General features: G+C 44.2%; 16 protein-coding genes and 1 pseudogene. 2 read left to right on the forward strand and 15 right to left on the reverse strand.

All coding sequences use genetic code 11. The annotated features are described in order from the left end of the window. Positions 1-140: 140 nt before the first annotated feature. From AC6I2O_RS14690 to AC6I2O_RS14700, 3 genes are all read right to left on the reverse strand, one after another. A complete protein-coding gene (locus AC6I2O_RS14690) occupies positions 141-2669 on the reverse strand; it encodes a heavy metal translocating P-type ATPase (RefSeq protein ID WP_120393702.1) in 2529 nt (842 codons plus the stop codon). Between the two features lie 181 nt (positions 2670-2850). Next, entirely contained in the window at positions 2851-3165 is a 315-nt protein-coding gene (locus AC6I2O_RS14695; protein ID WP_497743063.1) for a hypothetical protein, read from the reverse strand. Next, entirely contained in the window at positions 3162-3479 is a 318-nt protein-coding gene (locus AC6I2O_RS14700) for a hypothetical protein (RefSeq protein WP_497743064.1), read from the reverse strand. Before AC6I2O_RS14700 ends, AC6I2O_RS14695 begins: the two co-directional genes overlap by 4 nt. 29 nt (positions 3480-3508) lie before the next feature. On the opposite strand from AC6I2O_RS14700, the pseudogene AC6I2O_RS14705 reads away from it, so the two are divergent. Further along, a pseudogene (locus AC6I2O_RS14705) lies at positions 3509-3574 on the forward strand (AraC family transcriptional regulator); the annotation flags it as partial. A 305-nt stretch (positions 3575-3879) separates the two neighbouring features. On the opposite strand, the gene AC6I2O_RS14710 reads toward AC6I2O_RS14705, so the two are convergent. Continuing rightward, on the reverse strand, positions 3880-4791 hold the full coding sequence (locus AC6I2O_RS14710) for a Fic family protein (protein WP_120393701.1): 912 nt from the start codon (positions 4789-4791) through the stop codon (positions 3880-3882). A 25-nt stretch (positions 4792-4816) separates the two neighbouring features. After that, positions 4817-5452, reverse strand: a complete 636-nt coding sequence (locus tag AC6I2O_RS14715) for an FGGY family carbohydrate kinase (RefSeq protein ID WP_497743342.1) — start codon at positions 5450-5452, stop codon at positions 4817-4819. 49 nt (positions 5453-5501) lie between these two features. Between AC6I2O_RS14715 and AC6I2O_RS14720 the strand changes: the two genes are divergently transcribed. Continuing rightward, positions 5502-5771: a helix-turn-helix domain-containing protein gene (locus tag AC6I2O_RS14720; protein ID WP_497743343.1), complete on the forward strand. Its 270-nt coding sequence runs from the start codon at positions 5502-5504 to the stop codon at positions 5769-5771. A gap of 60 nt (positions 5772-5831) precedes the next feature. On the opposite strand, the gene AC6I2O_RS14725 is transcribed toward AC6I2O_RS14720, so the two are convergent. The 10 genes from AC6I2O_RS14725 to AC6I2O_RS14770 all read right to left on the reverse strand — a co-directional run bounded on the left by AC6I2O_RS14725 (position 5832) and on the right by AC6I2O_RS14770 (position 16650). Then, complete coding sequence (locus tag AC6I2O_RS14725) at positions 5832-7313, reverse strand: C39 family peptidase (RefSeq protein WP_497743065.1); 1482 nt, start codon at positions 7311-7313, stop codon at positions 5832-5834. Positions 7314-7422: 109 nt separating this feature from the next. Then, positions 7423-8271, reverse strand: a complete 849-nt coding sequence (locus AC6I2O_RS14730; RefSeq protein WP_497743067.1) for a DUF6179 domain-containing protein — start codon at positions 8269-8271, stop codon at positions 7423-7425. Positions 8272-8297: 26 nt separating this feature from the next. After that, positions 8298-8828: a DUF6323 family protein gene (locus AC6I2O_RS14735; protein WP_497743069.1), complete on the reverse strand. Its 531-nt coding sequence runs from the start codon at positions 8826-8828 to the stop codon at positions 8298-8300. A gap of 214 nt (positions 8829-9042) precedes the next feature. Then, positions 9043-10623 (reverse strand): response regulator transcription factor, encoded by a 1581-nt coding sequence (locus AC6I2O_RS14740; protein WP_497743070.1) that lies wholly within the window; start codon positions 10621-10623, stop codon positions 9043-9045. Between the two features lie 11 nt (positions 10624-10634). Beyond that, on the reverse strand, positions 10635-12143 hold the full coding sequence (locus AC6I2O_RS14745) for a sensor histidine kinase (protein ID WP_497743071.1): 1509 nt from the start codon (positions 12141-12143) through the stop codon (positions 10635-10637). Further along, the gene (locus tag AC6I2O_RS14750) at positions 12125-13138 is read right to left on the reverse strand and encodes a substrate-binding domain-containing protein (protein WP_497743072.1); all 1014 of its coding nucleotides are present in this window, start codon (positions 13136-13138) and stop codon (positions 12125-12127) included. The genes AC6I2O_RS14745 and AC6I2O_RS14750 overlap by 19 nt, the downstream gene beginning before the upstream one ends. 270 nt (positions 13139-13408) lie before the next feature. Next, positions 13409-14506: a hypothetical protein gene (locus tag AC6I2O_RS14755; RefSeq protein ID WP_497743074.1), complete on the reverse strand. Its 1098-nt coding sequence runs from the start codon at positions 14504-14506 to the stop codon at positions 13409-13411. Between the two features lie 240 nt (positions 14507-14746). Next, on the reverse strand, positions 14747-15493 hold the full coding sequence (locus AC6I2O_RS14760) for an AAA family ATPase (protein ID WP_497743075.1): 747 nt from the start codon (positions 15491-15493) through the stop codon (positions 14747-14749). A 164-nt stretch (positions 15494-15657) separates the two neighbouring features. Then, positions 15658-16029 carry an iron chaperone gene (locus AC6I2O_RS14765; RefSeq protein WP_497743077.1) on the reverse strand — a complete coding sequence of 124 codons (372 nt, stop codon included), beginning with the start codon at positions 16027-16029 and terminating at the stop codon, positions 15658-15660. 60 nt (positions 16030-16089) lie between these two features. Then, the gene (locus AC6I2O_RS14770; protein ID WP_497743078.1) at positions 16090-16650 is read right to left on the reverse strand and encodes a GNAT family N-acetyltransferase; all 561 of its coding nucleotides are present in this window, start codon (positions 16648-16650) and stop codon (positions 16090-16092) included. Positions 16651-16868: the final 218 nt, after the last annotated feature.

A 16868-nucleotide genomic window follows, 5' to 3' on the forward strand; every position in this document is an offset into this window, starting at 1 on the left:
TTCAGTATACATGCTTTTCTTTTCTGCGTAAAGATACCTTTTTCCCTTCTTTTCTGCCAAAATCTATGTAATACAAAGGACAAAGCCCGAAAATTGGCTTTGTCCTTGCATAAATAAATCACATATTTCCCACAATCCTTTTATTGGATATCTGTCACCTCATAGTCCTGCTCCTCTACCGCTTTCTTCAGCACAGCAGGATCTACCTCTGCATTGAGCTTTACGACGGCTGTTCCGCTTTCATGGCTCACAATCGCCTCTTCTACCTGCGGCAGAGCTTCCAGAGTCTTCTTTACACGTGCCTCGCAGTGTCCGCACATCATCCCATTGATTTTCATTGTTTTTTCCATTTTTTTCGTCTCCTTTTCTTTATGATGTTTTATTTTTTTATCTCTCGATGTCTGATACATCGAAAACAGATTTAAACGTAGCGCATTTACCACAACACAAAAGCTTGACAAACTCATGGCCGCGGCGCCAAACATCGGATTCAGTTTCCAGCCAAAGATTGGATACCACAGTCCTGCTGCAAGCGGAATCCCAATGATATTGTAGAAAAATGCCCAAAACAGGTTCTCATGAATATTTCTCAGTGTCGCCCTGCTCAGACGGATTGCGGCTGCTACATCGAGAAGTCTGCTTTTCATCAGAACCACATCCGCCGCATCAATCGCAATATCCGCACCGGCGCCAATGGCGATTCCGATATCTGCACGTGTCAGGGCCGGCGCATCATTGATTCCGTCTCCCACCATTGCGACCTTTCCATGATGCTTCAGATTTCGAATCACGCTTTCTTTACCGTCTGGCAAAACTCCTGCAATCACCTCATCCACGCCAGCCTGCGCACCGATAGCTTTTGCGGTCCGCTCATTGTCGCCTGTCAGCATCACCACCCGGATTCCCATATTCTGCAACTGCTTTACGGCCTCCGGACTGTCTTCCTTTATAACATCTGCCACTGCGATCACGCCGATAAGCTTCCCATCCTGTGCAAAAAACAATGGCGTCTTTCCTTCTGCCGCAAACTGCTCTGCCGCACGCTGCTCACGCTCCGGCACCTCCGCTTTCGTGCGAATGAAGGTCAGATTGCCTCCTGCAAGCAAACGTCCGTCACTGTTTCCGGTAAGTCCGTTTCCTGGCACTGCCTCAAAATCCCGCAGCTCTCTGGCCGGAAGTTTTTGTTCTTTTGCCCGCTCCACAATCGCGCGGGCCAGAGGGTGTTCACTCTTTTGTTCCAATGCGAATGCCTGAATGAGCAGTTCCTCCTGCGTCACACCGTCTGATGGAAGCAAGTCTGTAATCCGCGGTTCTCCGCTTGTAATCGTTCCCGTTTTATCCAGCGCTATCACTTCAATTTTGCCTGTCTCCTCCAGTGATACGGCTGTTTTAAACAGAATACCGCTTTTGGCTCCCATCCCATTTCCCACCATGATGGCCACGGGTGTCGCCAGCCCAAGCGCACACGGACAGCTGATCACAAGAACTGAAATGCTTCTCGCAAGTGCAAAACCAATGCCCTCTCCCGCAACCAGCCAGACTACAAGCGTCACTAGTGCGATGGCAATCACAATTGGAACGAACACACCAGATACCCGGTCCGCCACCTTGGCAATTGGCGCCTTCGTCGCCGCCGCATCGCTGACCATTCGGATAATCTGGGACAGGGTCGTATCTTCCCCGACTCTTGTCGCCTCACAGGTCAGAAATCCTGATTGATTTAAGGTTGCGGCCGACACGCCGTCTCCCGGCGCCTTATCCACTGGAATACTCTCTCCTGTCAGCGCCGATTCGTTGACCGCACTGCTTCCCTCCACGACAATACCGTCCACCGGAATATTTTCGCCCGGCCGAACCACAAAGCGGTCGCCGATCCGTACTTGCTCAATGCCAACCTCCACTTCCTGTCCATTTCGCAGCAGCGTGGCAGTTTTCGGTGCAAGCTTCATCAATCCCTTCAATGCATCTGTGGTTCTGCCTTTTGAACGTGCTTCCAGCATCTTACCAACCGTAATCAACGTGAGAATCATTGCTGCTGATTCAAAATAAAACTCATGCATGTAACTCATAACGGTCTGCATATCTCCGTGCATCTGCGCATCTGTCATCGCAAACAGTGCGTACGTGCTGTATACAAAAGATGCGGCAGAACCGAGGGCTACCAGGGTATCCATATTCGGCGCCCGGTGAATCAGGCCTTTCAAACCATTGATAAAAAACTTCTGATTGATCACCATGATCGCTGCTGCAAACAAAAGCTGAATCAGCCCCATGGCTACATGATTTTCCGAAAGAACAGCCGGAAGCGGCCAGTTCCACATCATATGCCCCATGGACACATACATCATCGGAATGAGCAGACTCAGCGATGCAATCAAGCGCCGTTTCATCGCAGGCGTCTCGCGGTCTTTCAACATATCCTCATACTCTGCAACCGTATTTACCCCAGAGTTCCCCTCTGCGCCTTTACTTCCCTTTAGAACTGCACCATATCCGGCCGCTTCCACAGCCCGAACGATTTCTTCCATATTTGCAGTTCCTTCTACGCCCATAGAATTAGTCAAAAGACTCACGGAACAGCTCTCTACACCAGGAACACTGGAAACTGCTTTTTCCACTCTGGAACTGCACGCTGCACAGCTCATACCAGTCACTGTATATTGTTCCATCCTCTCTCCTCCCTTCCCATACCCCATCCAGGTATCTTACATTTAACATTATATACCCCTTATGGGTATTTTGCAACCCTTTCTTTTAGTATCTCCGTTAAAATCTTGTCATATCCTCAAAAAGACAGAATATAAGCGGAACAAAAATTGCAACAAAAAGGGACCTTCCAGATCCCTTTCTTCATACTTGCTGTTTATCTAAAATTCTCCGCATCCTCCGATTCGCGTCCTGCAAATCTTCCCGCCATGTAGCGCTCCCTTTGTACCAAAATTCTGCTACATATCTTCGAACACCCATCTCCCACATTTTTGCAATCGCCTGTTCAAAGTCCACATGCCCTTCTCCATACGGAACCTCCCGGTACCTGCCTGGGACTGTCTCTTTTAAATGCATTGAAGTAATACTGCCTCTGCCAAGCTCCCAATCCTCCAGGATATCCGTCTGGTACACCGCTGCCGCATTTGTAAGGTTCCCGATATGCGGATATACCTTCAAGTAACTTGAACTCCCGCCTTTTCTGCAATCCTGGCGGCTTCTTTCAGATGGTTGACGTTGCCAAGGGAATATTTTGTCAGCGTGCTCACGCACATGGAACGCACCGGAAGACCGGTCTCGTACATGGCGCTGATTAGCTGTAGCCATTCCTCTTTTGTCATGACAAGACGGCGGATTTTTTCTTCTGTTTCGTCGATGCTCAGCTCTATGAAGTCATAGCCGGCCTGTTTTGCGCTTTGCAGTTTTTCTTTCCAGGGAAGCTGCAGGGGCATGGCTTTTTCATACAGGCCCAGGGCGTAGGGGCGGTCTGGCATTTTTGGGGGCTCCTTTCTTGTTTTAGGATGTCAGCTATTTTATCAAACTTTTCAAGAAATATACCGGTGTAACGCCCAATCAGTTTAATGTCTGAATTTAAAAATAAACCAAACAAAAAATGTAAATTTCAAAACCGTTCCTTCTTTTTAAGGTTATTTTTCCATACACCAGCCAGATCATGCGCTTCGTTTTTCAAAGCACGGCTGCCGGAAAGATGGAACCATCACTCACCTGCCGTTATATCTGGCATGAAAACCAAAAGAGCTGTTATAGCAAAATGCTCAGCCCCATGTCAAGGACACATGGAGCTGAGCATTTCTGATGATGTAAGATCATAATACATACGTTAATCCGGATAGGGAGAAAATCCTAATATCAAGTAATTCTCCAAAGAGGGGGTTATGACTGGATATCAAACATGGACATCAGTTTTCTAAAAGTATCTTGTCCATCCAGACAAGTGTCTGTCAGATAGCCTTTCTCCCGTTCCCATTCAGAGAGCCCTCGGTAATAATACATTTTTTTGGCATCCTCAATGATAAACGGAATAAGCCCGAATCGCAGGCACTCTTTTAAAGCGATCAGCCTGCCGACTCTTCCGTTGCCATCCTGGAATGGATGAATGCGTTCAAACGCGTAATGGAAGCGAATGATGTCGTTAATGGTGACAGCAGTTTTGGCTTCATATTCGGAAAGCAGAACTTTCATGCATGGAGCAACCTCTTTCGGCTTTACAGTTTCACGGCCGCCGACCATATTGGCTCTTTTCTTGTAATCACCAACGGCAAACCATGCAAGCGTGGAATCCTTTGTGCTTTGCTTCAAAATGCGGTGCAGTTCTTTGATGATATCCTCGGTAAGCGGTTTTTCTGCCATATCGATACAAAAGTCAATGGCCCGAAAATGATTGACAGTTTCGATAATGTCATCAACAGGGATACCTTCTCCGATGTCTATTGTGTTTGTTTCAAAAATCAGCCTGGTCTGATCTTCACTGAGTTTACTGCCCTCTATGTGATTGGAGTTATAGGTCATCCGTACTTGAAGTTCATGGTACAGACCTCCGGGCATACGGATGTTTTTCTCATCTCTGAGCGTTTGAAGCAAACTGTTATCCGAAATGGTCTGGCATAGTTCATCTACAGAACAACCGAAAAAAACAGCCATTTTTTCAAGAACATAATCGGCGATTTTCTCTCTCCGGCGGATTTTTGCCACGGTGCGGGAGGATATACCAAGCTCCTTAGCCAATGCAGTTTTCGTCAGACCTTTTTCATTCAGTTTTTGCAGCAGACCGGAATATGAAATCATAGGATTCACCTTCTTCCTTTACTTATTATATCCTAAAAAGCCAAAAAGTAAAGGTTTCTTTGTAAAAAAGTAAAGGGACAGACAGTATATCTACCGCTGGAATCAGCGTTATGACGGTTCTATTAAATCCCTGCGCGATCGTTCCCGAGGACCGCACCAGGTCGTCTGCAAGTTTCACTGCTCCGCGCAGGATTTCTATGCCTCTTGCGCAGTAAGCCGGGTTGTCGTTGCCAAGGGAATATTTTGTCAGCGTGCTCACGCACATGGAACGTACCGGAAGACCGGTCTCGTACATGGCGCTGATTAGCCGCAGCCGTTCCTCTTTTGTCATGACAAGACGGCGGATTTTTTCTTCTGCTTCGTCGATGCTCAGCTCTATGTAGTCATAGCCGGCCTGTTTTGCGCTTTGCAGTTTTTCTTTCCAGGGAAGCTGCGGGGGCATGGCTTTTTCATACAGGCCCAGGGCGTAGGGGCGGTCTGTATAGTCAGCAACAGACTCACCGTTCATCCGGAAACGAATGTAGTCTTTAACGGAAAAAATGTACTGTGTCCGCTCCAGCACTTCCGGCTCGTTTTCGAGAAGCCATGCAAGCAGGCTGACCGGCTGTGACGGGAGAATCTCCTGAAAGGTATTTTCAAGACATGTTCTGATTGATACAATCCTTCATCATATACACGAAAATTACCAGAATACGATTACGCTGAACGATATCTCGCAAAAGGTATACCGTTCCCTTGCTTATTGCAGTTCTCTGATTACAAGTGAAACCGGAAAAAATTTTGTCGATATCCTGAATGAAATCCGTATTCAGAAAGCCATTGAATTGCTGAAAGACCCGAAAAGGAAAATTTCTGAGATCGCATATGCAGTAGGCTTCCGTAAAACACTGTGCATCCTTTGCTCCATGTATAGAGTCGTGCGTTTCCCCGATTTCTCTGAGCCGTTACACCTAAAAGGAGAAGCTGCATCCTGTTTATAGAATACAGTCTCTCCTTTTCCATTTGTTTTTTCTGTTTCTTTTATACTTCCAGACTTTTCCTTACAATCTCCAAAACGCCCACAGATTTTTAATCTGTCCTGCAAGCACTTCATAATCCCACAGCTGATTGCTGCGCACAATGCTGTTCGGATCATTCACACGGATTTTTCCATCTTCGATACCTGTCAATACGATAAAATGACCACCTGTCGTAAAATCACCCGGCCTCATACTGCATGCAATCGGCGTTCCACTTTCAAGTGTTGAAAAAACAGACTCTTCTGAAAGCGAAATGGTCTCCCCGTACACACCAAAATGCTGGCAGCCCCAGGTCATCAAATCCCAGCTTGTCCCAATCCCCGAAACATAATAGCCTTCTGCCTGTGCGTACTGTGCAATTTCATACGGTGTATTGGAAGCATCCCCGGTAAGTCCGGCCACAATCATCGCAAGCGCTGTCGGAGCACAGCCGCTTACCGCCAGTGTATTCTCGCCGTCACCGTAATATCCATATCCCCAGCGCTCATCCCACTGAAGAAGCAGAGGAAATACTCCCTCTTCTGCCTCACCGATTGTATCCGCATATACCTGGCCCTTTTTCTCCGGATATCCGAGCACAAAATCCAGCATATCTATATTGCGGGACAACAACGCCAGCATATCTTCCGGATAGCTGTCATAATGATCTACAATCTCCTGCATCCGTTCATCCTGTAAAACCATCTTTTCCAGCTTCTCATAAATGGTCAGATCAACATCCTGTATCCGTTCTGATTCTGTCAGAGGCGCCGTCTCAGACTGCGTAGTGGGTTCTGTTTCAGTTACCGCTTCTGTTTCGGTTATCGCTACCTCCACAGCTTCCGTCTCTGTTTCTGTGTTGTTTTCAGTCGGTAGCTCTGTCTCTGTTTCTATGACTTCAACAATATCAACTGAAATCTCTGTCTCAAGTTCTACTTCTGTTTTTGTTTCCGTTTCGATTTCTATCTCGGTATCTGTTTGCGCCTCGGTTTCTGTTTCTATTTCTATTTCAGTTTCTGTTTCTGTTTGCATTTCTGTTTCCGTTTCTGTTTGCATCTCGGTTTCCGTTTCTGTCTCCGTTTCCGTTTGCATTTCTGTTTCGGTTTCTGTCTCCGTTTCTGTTTGCATCTCAGTTTCCGTTTCTGTATGCGTCTCTATTTCCGTTTGCATCTCAGTTTCCGTTTCTGCTTCTGTCTCCGCGTCTTTCAGAGCAGCTGTCATTTCTCCCACTGCTTTTTCTGCCGCAAAGCCAGAAATGAGTCCAAGCATCCGACTTGCCGCGCGCTCTGGCGCTTCCTCCAAAGCAATCTCTATATCTGCCGCTTCCGTCTCCTCCGGAACGACTATAATCTCACTGATAATGTCAATTCCGTCTTCCTCAGAATACATAACTGTGCCTGAGCCGATTTCTTCGATCTCTACAATGTTGATCTCCCCATCCAGGTCTGCCTTGATGGTATAGCTGTTGATTCCAAATGTACACAGGGCAGCAAGCATTCCTCCAACAAGCGTTGATTTTTTCACGGTACTCTCCTCCTTTTACATCCTTTTATTTTACATGCCCTATCACAAATCGTCCAGTATATTTTTCGGTTCGACGACAATTTTTTGCAGCAAATCGACTATTCTGCCTTTACAACACCACAACAGCGGGAAGACAATCATTTTCTGCTGCTCTTACAAGCGCTGCGCTGTACTCCTCTGTATCCGCTTTCAGATATTCTGCAAGTTCCTGCTGCCCTTCCCACATTTTGCATACGAGCGCATCAACTGCTTGATTCAAAATCCCCTTCAGTTCTTCTTTGGAATACCCCTGAACAATTTCCCGCAAAACGGTATACCGATCTTCCATTTTTCCACACTTCCCAAATCTAAATAAGATCGTTCCAAGCAAATGCCGCAGGAAAACACTGCATATATTGTAAAACTGCCTCCGATAGTTCTTTTGAAACATTCCAAGCACACGACAAACTTGCTCTTCTTCAAATGCGCCAAGAAAAACCTGTTCTAGTTGAATATACGAAATGTATCGTTCAATCACATCGATCCCCGTCAATTGGTGCATGGGCAACAACACCGGATAATCCATTGTTATGATCGTTTCCTGGGGAGCAAACCGCGCATCATACGTACGAAAAAATCCAGGAAGTGCCTTACAAACCGTATCATAATAATTCTCGTTGCCATACGAACAAAATCCTGAAAGCATCTCATTATATTGCTTTAAACACAGTCGCGCTTTTTCTTTTACAAGCTCATAGCCCCGCTGGTACGACTCTTTCGCAGAAAGCTTTCTTCCCCTGGCAAGCGCTGCGCTTTGCCTGCAACCTTCCTCAATGCAGTACAACACAGCCTGCATCAGATACTCGGCCCGCTCAAAGGTAATTGATGTACTCTCGCCCGACGTATATTTTTCTGCCAGATCTGCTATCACAGGAAGCAATTCTTCCATTGTATATTGCATTTTATTTTCTACTATCATCTGCGATTCCGTCTTCCTCCCGCTTTTTACTCCGCATCGCGCAGCGCCTCTATATATAATTCCCGATCCCACCTGGTAACAATATCCATCTTCGAAAACTCACCCCGGCCTTCCGTTTTGCAATAGTCTCGATATCCAGAGCGAATCGCGTCTGCAAAAACCGCGAGGCACGTCCCCTCAAGATAATCCGGATCGCCAAAACACACTGTATCAAACTGCTCCTTCATAAATTCCAGCAGCTCATCGTCTGTCAGATTATCCATACATTCATTTTTAAAAAGATAAAAAATCTCCTGTAAGCGAATGATAGTCTCCACATACGTTTCCTGAAACAGATATGGCGAATCGCAAAAACGGAAAATCAGCTTCGGTAAAATCCCTTCCCCAAATTCGATTCTCTTCTGAGCTTTCAGATTGTTTTTCCTCTCCTGGACAAGCAGCTCACCGTCCTGTTCAGACAGCGACAGACCATACTGTTCTGTGTACTGATTTGTCTGCATCACTTTCTCCAACTGTTGGCCCTGGGCCATCAACAGCAGCCAGTTTTTCTCTTCCATCCTCATTCCTCCCCCTTTACATGTCTGCTGAGTATAACCCTCTTTTCCTTTTCATACAAGACTGGTATTTTTTATGATTTTGTGATATAATAAAGTCAAGAAAAGAGGAAAAACCTGATTGCAAAATCAGATTCTTTCCTCTTTTTTCTCTGACTAAAATTGGTGCAGGCCAAATCTTTTGCTGAATGTTTCAAAACAAGTTTCTGCCCTGGCTTTATTTTTCCTTCCCATCAAAAAAGGAAGCCCTGTATTCCCCCACGGAAATCCCTGTATATTTTTTGAAGCTTTTATAAAAATAAGTATAATTCTGAAAACCAACAAGCGCCGCTGTATCTTTTACGGAAACCATTTTATTTTGCAAAAGCACCATCGCTTTTCTCATACGAATCTCCGTCAAAATTTCCACAAAGGTCCGGTCAAGTTCCTGACGAAGCAACCTGCTCAGATAAAACGGCGTAATTCCCGTATTTTCTGCCGCCATTTCCAGCGTAATATCCTGGTTATACTTTTCTTCGAGATATATAACAGTTCGTTCAACATGTGGATTTTTCGCCTGTTCCTTCTCTGAAACCAATGCGGTCTTTTCCAGACTTTCATGGAAGCTTTGCCGAAGCTGTTCCTCTGTCTCTGGATTTAATAAAGTTTTCCAGTCAAGAATACGGTCAACATGATAGCCTTCCATAACACACATACGCTGTTCCCGCCATGATAACACTTCAAGGAGTACGCTGCTGCACAGAACTGCCTGATCCGGCAAACGGATGCGGTTGTTTTTCATTTTTTCAAAAACCTTCGCTTCTACCTCCTGTTTGTTATGTTCCCAATGTTTCAACAAAAGAAGAAGCTCTTCAAAAATCTGTTCTGCTTGATCCGCCTCATCCGTCGTCTTTTCTTCGTGGTAAAAACTTATCTGCTCTTTTTTTCCCTGCTTTTTTAGCTGTATCCTGCATTCATTCACGCCATACTGCATAGATCTGAAATCCGTTTTCCATTTACTGCAGCCTATTATAATCTTTTCTTCTGTAATCTCCCGTGCCTTTTTCAATATAATTTCAAAAATATTTTCTGTCCATTCCTCATAATTCGTTTCATCCACATGTCTGCCTGGCAACAGAAGAATATAAATTTCTCCCCGGTAAATCCGCAGCACGTAATTTGTAAATTTTAGCAGCTGCATGTTTGCAATTTCACGAATCTGCTTTAATTTTGCTTCAATATTATAATCTAGCTCCCCATCTATACGCAGAATGCTAAAAACAGCCCCGGTAAATGTATGATTCATGGCCTGACAGTAAATCCGAAAATTTTTTTCTTCCGCTTCCTTCAAAATAAAGGATGTCAATATCTGATCTCCCACAATCACTTGCATATCCTGTGATATTTTCAGTATTTTCTCAGTTTCTTCAAAGGCCGTATTTTCTTCTTTTAACCGCAAAACTATTTTTCTGAGTGATGCAGCAAATTCATCCTGCGTTACCGGCTTCAGGATATACTCCTCCACTCCAAGCTTCAGCGCCCGCTGGCTAAATTCAAAGTCACTGTAAGCCGTATGTATCATAATTTTCAGCCGTCGGTTTTTCATGCGTATAATTTCAAGTGCTTCCAGGCCGTTCAGTCCCGGCATATTAATATCAACGATCGCAATATCCGGTCTATACCTCTCCAGATTGGCCAGCAGCTCTATTCCATTGTGTGCTTCTGGCACTATCTCCAGTTCACTGAAATGATTGCGCACCATAAGCTCCAGCGCCCGGCACTCAATTTCCTCATCATCTGCTATCAAAATCCGATACATGATATCCTCCTTTAAAGGCTTCCACTCCTCTTTTCTTCGTCTAAAGGCAACACTATTTCCACGCTCGTCCCCTGCTTCCAGATGCTATGAATGTTCATTTCCGCACGTCCATTATAAAACAGCTGCAATCTCGCATAAACGTTTTTCAATCCTACTCTCTTGCGTTCCATCCCGCCAGATCTAAAATCTTCCCGGATTTCATCCAAACGCTCCGTTGTAATTCCCGCTCCGTTGTCCGTAATCGTAATCATACCACTTCGACGCCGTTCATCCGTCTTGGTCGAAATGGTAATCTTTCCGTCCTCTGTGCGCATGCCGATTCCATGCGTGATACTATTTTCTACAAGTGGCTGTAAAACCAGGCTTGGAATTCTGATATCATGAAAACTCTCATCCAGCGTAAATATAAACTGAATCCGTTTGCCAAACCGCTGCTCCTGCAAAAACACGTAACTGCCCAGCATTTCCATTTCTTTTCGCAGCGTCACTTCTCTGCCGGAAGCATCCAGCGTATACCGCAGCAGCTTTGCAGTCTGATCCAGCAGCACAATCGTCTGGTCTGCATTTTCCAGGAAAGCAGTCTGCGCAATCATATTCAAGGTATTGAATAAAAAATGAGGATTAATCTGCATCTGCAAAGCAGCCAGTTCACTCGCCTTGAGCTCATTGCTGATACGCAGATTTACCATTTCCTGCTGTGCCAGTTTTTCTCGCATTTTTGCATTTTCACGTATTTCATCCATCTGCTCTTTGATTTTGTCTGTCATTAAATTAAATGCCGTCTTTAATGTCTCGATTTCCGTATAACTTTTTTCACCGAAAATCTTCTGAAGATTAAAATTTTTTACATGCTCGGCTACGTAATACAGCGGTTTTGTGAGCTCTGCCACAAAATATCCCGCCTCTACCGTCTGATAAATCAAATACAGGAGTAAAATCAAAAAAAATCCCAGAATGCAGAAATGATACAGCCGATTCCGTTCTGCTTCCTTTTGCTGAACAGATGAAATCAGCTGTCTGTGCAGCACCTGAAATTCATTCAAAATTCCTAAATAAACATGCTCCGCTTTTTCATGTCCCTCGTACAGTATTCTCATTTCCAGTTCCGGCTTAGCAGAAATTTTTTCCATGTCCTGCGCAATCCTGCGGATTTCCTCAAAATAAAGCGCTGACATGTTTCTGACATCGCTCAAATTTCTCTGATATAAATGCGTACCGCCGATTCCGCCAAGACGGTCAAAATAATCACAAACCTCTGTTTCTTTTTCCATCATCAGCGCAAATTGTTCTTCCTCACCACGACACACATATTCTTCCAGAATACGATCTGTCTCGTCCAGCTTGTCATACAGGTCATCCAGAAGAAAGATATCTTCCATGTCACGACTATAATTATAAGACAAAAAAGAACAGAACCACAGCATACTGAGCAACAATATTGCTGCAATCAGAATCATTTTTAAAATCAGCCTGTACAGTGAATCTTTCATTGTTTTATCTTTCAATAATACGTCTGCCATATAATCCCCTCTTCCTTCTTGTCCACACCTACCATTTCTCCAACCGTATCCTTGCGAATATCCTGAATATCTGTATAAACAATATCTTCCGGTAAACTTTTTCCTTCATAATACGACACCAGACACTCTGCCGCCTGATATCCCATTTCATATGATTGCTGAAAAAGATTTGAAAAATAAGATCCGTCTCTGACCTTTTCTATCGCATAATCTGAAATTCCAAAGCTGACGATCGTAAATTCCCGGCTCAAAGCAAGTGCTTCCAGAACTTCTCCCACGACGACGGATGCATGGCCTTCTGCCAGATAAAACGCATTGATCTCTTCATTTTCCTTTAAAAGATCTGTCACCATGGTCCGGATCAGAATATCATTTGACTGCCCTTCTATAATCGTTTCGACAGATATCAAATCGTTATCTTTCAATACGTCTTTAAAACCCTGGACCCGTTCTTTCTGATTAACAGACGCCAGGTTGGAAACAATAACGGCAACTTTCCGTTCTTTCTCCCCGGCAGCATCCATCATGTCGTATCCAGCCTGCATACCTGCGCTGTAATTATCCGTTCCCACATAGCAGATCCGCTTGCTGTTCGGAAGATCAGTATCAATCAAGACAACCGGAATCCCCCTGCCCCAGGCTTCATCTATCGCCTCCACAAATTCGTCATTTTCTTCCATACCAGCGGTAATAATTCCATCCACTCCGGCATAAACTGCATTTCGAATTGCATCAATCTGTTTAGAACTGTTTAATTTAGAAAACATAATATGCTTTATATCTATATCTTTCGATCCTATAGCATCTTCGATACCCTTCGCACATAAATCCCACCTGAGCGGCGCGATAAATGTGATTTTCTTTTCCGCTTTCACACGGCTGCTTTGCTTTTCCTTAAAACCGCTTTTCAAAAAAATAACTGCTGCAATACAATAAAGAACCACGATAAAAAATGTACCGGAAATCCAGTAAATCTGCCTTTTTCTTCTCTCCATGTTCTGCCCTCCTTCTTTTATTTTAACATATTTTTCCGACTTTTCAGAAGCCTCAATATACTGCAAGAAGATTCATCTCGGAAGTCTATCTCGCAGGAAAGGCATTCACATCCCGGCATCATAAATGTTGATTATGATATAAAAGAACTCCCGCGCAGAATGCCTTGCCTTTTTACAGACAATTTTATCTGCAAATAAGTCAATGTAACATTTGCCCAGGAGCTCTTTTATCACACATTTTTCCTAATGATAGTTCTGTTTCTATAAATCCTATTTTGTCTGGCGCCACAGCCAGTCCATAATTCCATATTCATTTCGAAGTGTCAGTACCCATGAATGATGGTACTCTGTCGCCAATTCTGAATCAATCGTTGCTGTACCAAGGCCATACGGCAGATACTCTGCGGATGCATAGAAGGTATAAGACGCATTTTCATTGCCTGCTTCTTTCAAAGCCTGAATACACTCATAAATACAATCATCTCTCGTCGGGAACGTATCTTCAAATGCAGAAGAAGCCCATACTCCAATCTCCGTCAGGCTCTTCATTGCAGCCATGGTTTCATCATTCATACTCGGGCAGATCGGCATAATTGCAGCCAAAATGTCCTCGTTGTACTGTGCGTTCAAAAGGCAGCCACCTCCGCCAAAAGAACAGCCGCTTCCATAAACTCTCCCGGCATCTACCACACCCTCTTCAACCAGCGTCAGGATAACCGAACGGATTTTTTCAAAAATTGTCTCATCCCAGTTATCAGAAGCCTGTGGTGCAAGAACTACAACATCTCCAAACTGTTCAATCCACGCAGTCGCCCCTCTGTTGGCAGCAATCTGCGCCCAGTTATCGGTTCCTTTTTCCCCTCCTCCATGCGTCCAGATGACCATTGGAAGCGGTTTCGATACATCTTCCGGAATATACAGCCTATAGTTCACACCATCTTCACTGTACGCTGCAAAATCATCTGCAATCTCTGTATGGACCGTATCTACCTGCTCTTTTGTAAAGCTGAGATTGATATTCTGATCTCCTATGTAGGTTACAACAAAATCACTCGGCAAATAGCGGAACTCTCCCACTGTAAGTGTCAGCTTTCCATTCTCATAAGAAACTTCCTGCACATCCTCTGTTCCCTGTGTACTCTGTACTGCCATAACCAGATCATTTGAAATCACAAAATCTTTCGCCTTAACCTTCGCCGCCTCTTCCGGAACATTTTCCAGCGTAAAGCTTCGCACGGTCTGACCAAAATCAGCAACATACGTATCGGCTGTAATGACCATATCTGTGTTTTTTGCATTTGCAGTCACACCACAAAATCCCATTGCAAGAATCCCCAAAGATACTGCTGCCACATTTCTCTTTTTCATACACCATTCCTCCGTTCTCTTTTTTCAAATACGCCACTTAAGATACACGTTACAGAAATATACTGGCTTTTCCTGTAACTACCGGTACCTCCAGCTTACCAAAAAGAGAGGACAGAGACCATTCAACAATTTTAAGATGTATGTAATCATTTTTGATAAGTGCTTATACTATCTTGATATCATGGAACAAATTTGTCCTCGCCTAATATGATCTTAGGTTGTTTCTATCCTGCGGCTGTTTCATGTTCTTTCTTCCCCTTTTTCTTCTTCAAGCAGCCGGCTCAGCATATATTCCCGGTTGTTCAGAAACATTTCCATCACCTGATAACTGCTTGTATCCTCGTATGCAATTGAATGAACCTTACCTTCATCAAACGATAAAAGCTCAGCCCCCGGAATTCCCAGCAAAATGGGCGAATGACTTGCGATAATAAACTGCGCCCCTTGTTTGACAAGCCGATGGATATCAAGAATCAAACTCAGCTGTCGCTGCGGAGACAGGGCCGCTTCCGGCTCATCCAGCAGATACAGCCCATCCGGCCGGAAATGTTTCTGAGCAATCGCCTGAAAGCTCTCGCCATGCGATTTCAAATGCAGCTCTTCCGACACAACTCCTGCAAACGGGTCCCTCGCATATTCCTCCTCCTTTGTGGCCACATTGTAGAAGCTCTCAGCCCGTAGAAAATATCCCCATCGGTTTCTACGGTACCCCTTTCCAATCGTAACCGCATTGCAAAGCTCTGAATGAGAATCATACGTTGAAAAATTGTAATTTTTTGTCCCGCCCTCAGGATTGAAGCCATACGCTACCGCAATCGCCTCAAGAAGCGTTGACTTTCCGCTACCATTTTCTCCCACAAAACAAGTAACCGGACACTCCAACACCAGCTCTTCCAGTCCGCACAGTGCATGGATACCCCGAAGATAACTCGTTGGCGCAATACGGTTCCAATCTATACCGATCTTTTGTATAAATAAAGGATTCATGATATCGCCCTTTCTCCCGAAACTTTTAAAATAATTTTTTAAGCACGCCCATCTTGCTGCCTTATTTTTAACGTAAAATAAGGCTATCTATGACAGCTAAATTTTATCACAGAAGGCCTTATTTCTCATCCATCTTTTTATTTTTATAAGGAAATTTCAGACAGTTACTTTCTCCAGAAAGAAGTACAGTTCCTTTTGTCCGCCTGATTGTATTGAATGATTTGTTCCAGGAGTGAGAAATCAACTTCATCATCCCAGCGAATACGGAAGATATTAGAGCCCTGACTATACCCCGACGCTGCAATCTCAGCGGAAAACTTCTTTATTGCCGCCTGCTCAGGAGCAACAGAAAAATGCTGCTTTGACGCACTAAAACCAATGATAAAGGTACCATGTTCCGTAAACATGGGCTGGTTCCAGGCGATTTTAGGCTCCATTTGAGGGAACCTGGTTTTTATCCATTCTAAGACCTTCTGCATTTGTGTGCGATGCGCTTCATTTTCGATTGTGCGCAGATATGGTTCAAAGACTTCCATCGTCCGTTTTGCTCCCTGTTCTTTTTATATTATTGTAGTTGTTTCCACAAAATATAAAAATTATCCTATCTTTTGTTCTTCGACTTGCAATGTACAGCCCATCTCATGCCATTCCTCACCGCCCCAGGTAGAATTGGCAATTCCCTGATCCATAAAACCAAATTTCTCATACATCTTTACTTTTTCCTTCAGACAAGTAAGAAGAACCGTATGTCGGCCTTTTTCGCGCTCTCTTTGCAAATATTGGAATACCAGTGATCTGCCAAGTCCCTGTCTGCGATACTCGGGCAATACATCCAGCCCAAGCAGCATAATATTCTTCCCATCAGAATTATATAAGCTGGCATCTGTAAAAAACGCATCTCTGAAAACAGACTCATCGGTAGCTAGTCCATTTAAAAACCCGGCTATCTTTCCCGTCTTTTTATCGACTGCCACCAAAAATAATTCCGGCGCCGTTGAAATTCTGTCTTTCATATTTTGCTCTGAACATGCTTCATGAGGAGGAAAACAAATCTGTTCTATAATGATTGCCTGCCCTGCTTCCTCCTGTTTTATATTTCTGAATTCAAATTTTTCTAAAATAGCTTTGTCAGCAATATTTTCTGATTTTTCGTACATAATGATAGCACCCTTCATACTTTATGTATTCTTGTCGCAAATAAAAAGAATACCGTTGCCTTGGAAACAATCCCCCTGCTTTCCCTTAGCATTTTTCTTGCATTATCCCCTCCCGCAAGCCATTATGGTTTTGGATAAGGGAAAAGCGAGGCAGACAAAATTGCATGAACTATTATAACACAGGTTATATAAAAATTAAAACCTGATTAAAACGGTTC

Source organism: Blautia sp. St.27G3, assembly GCF_059728505.1.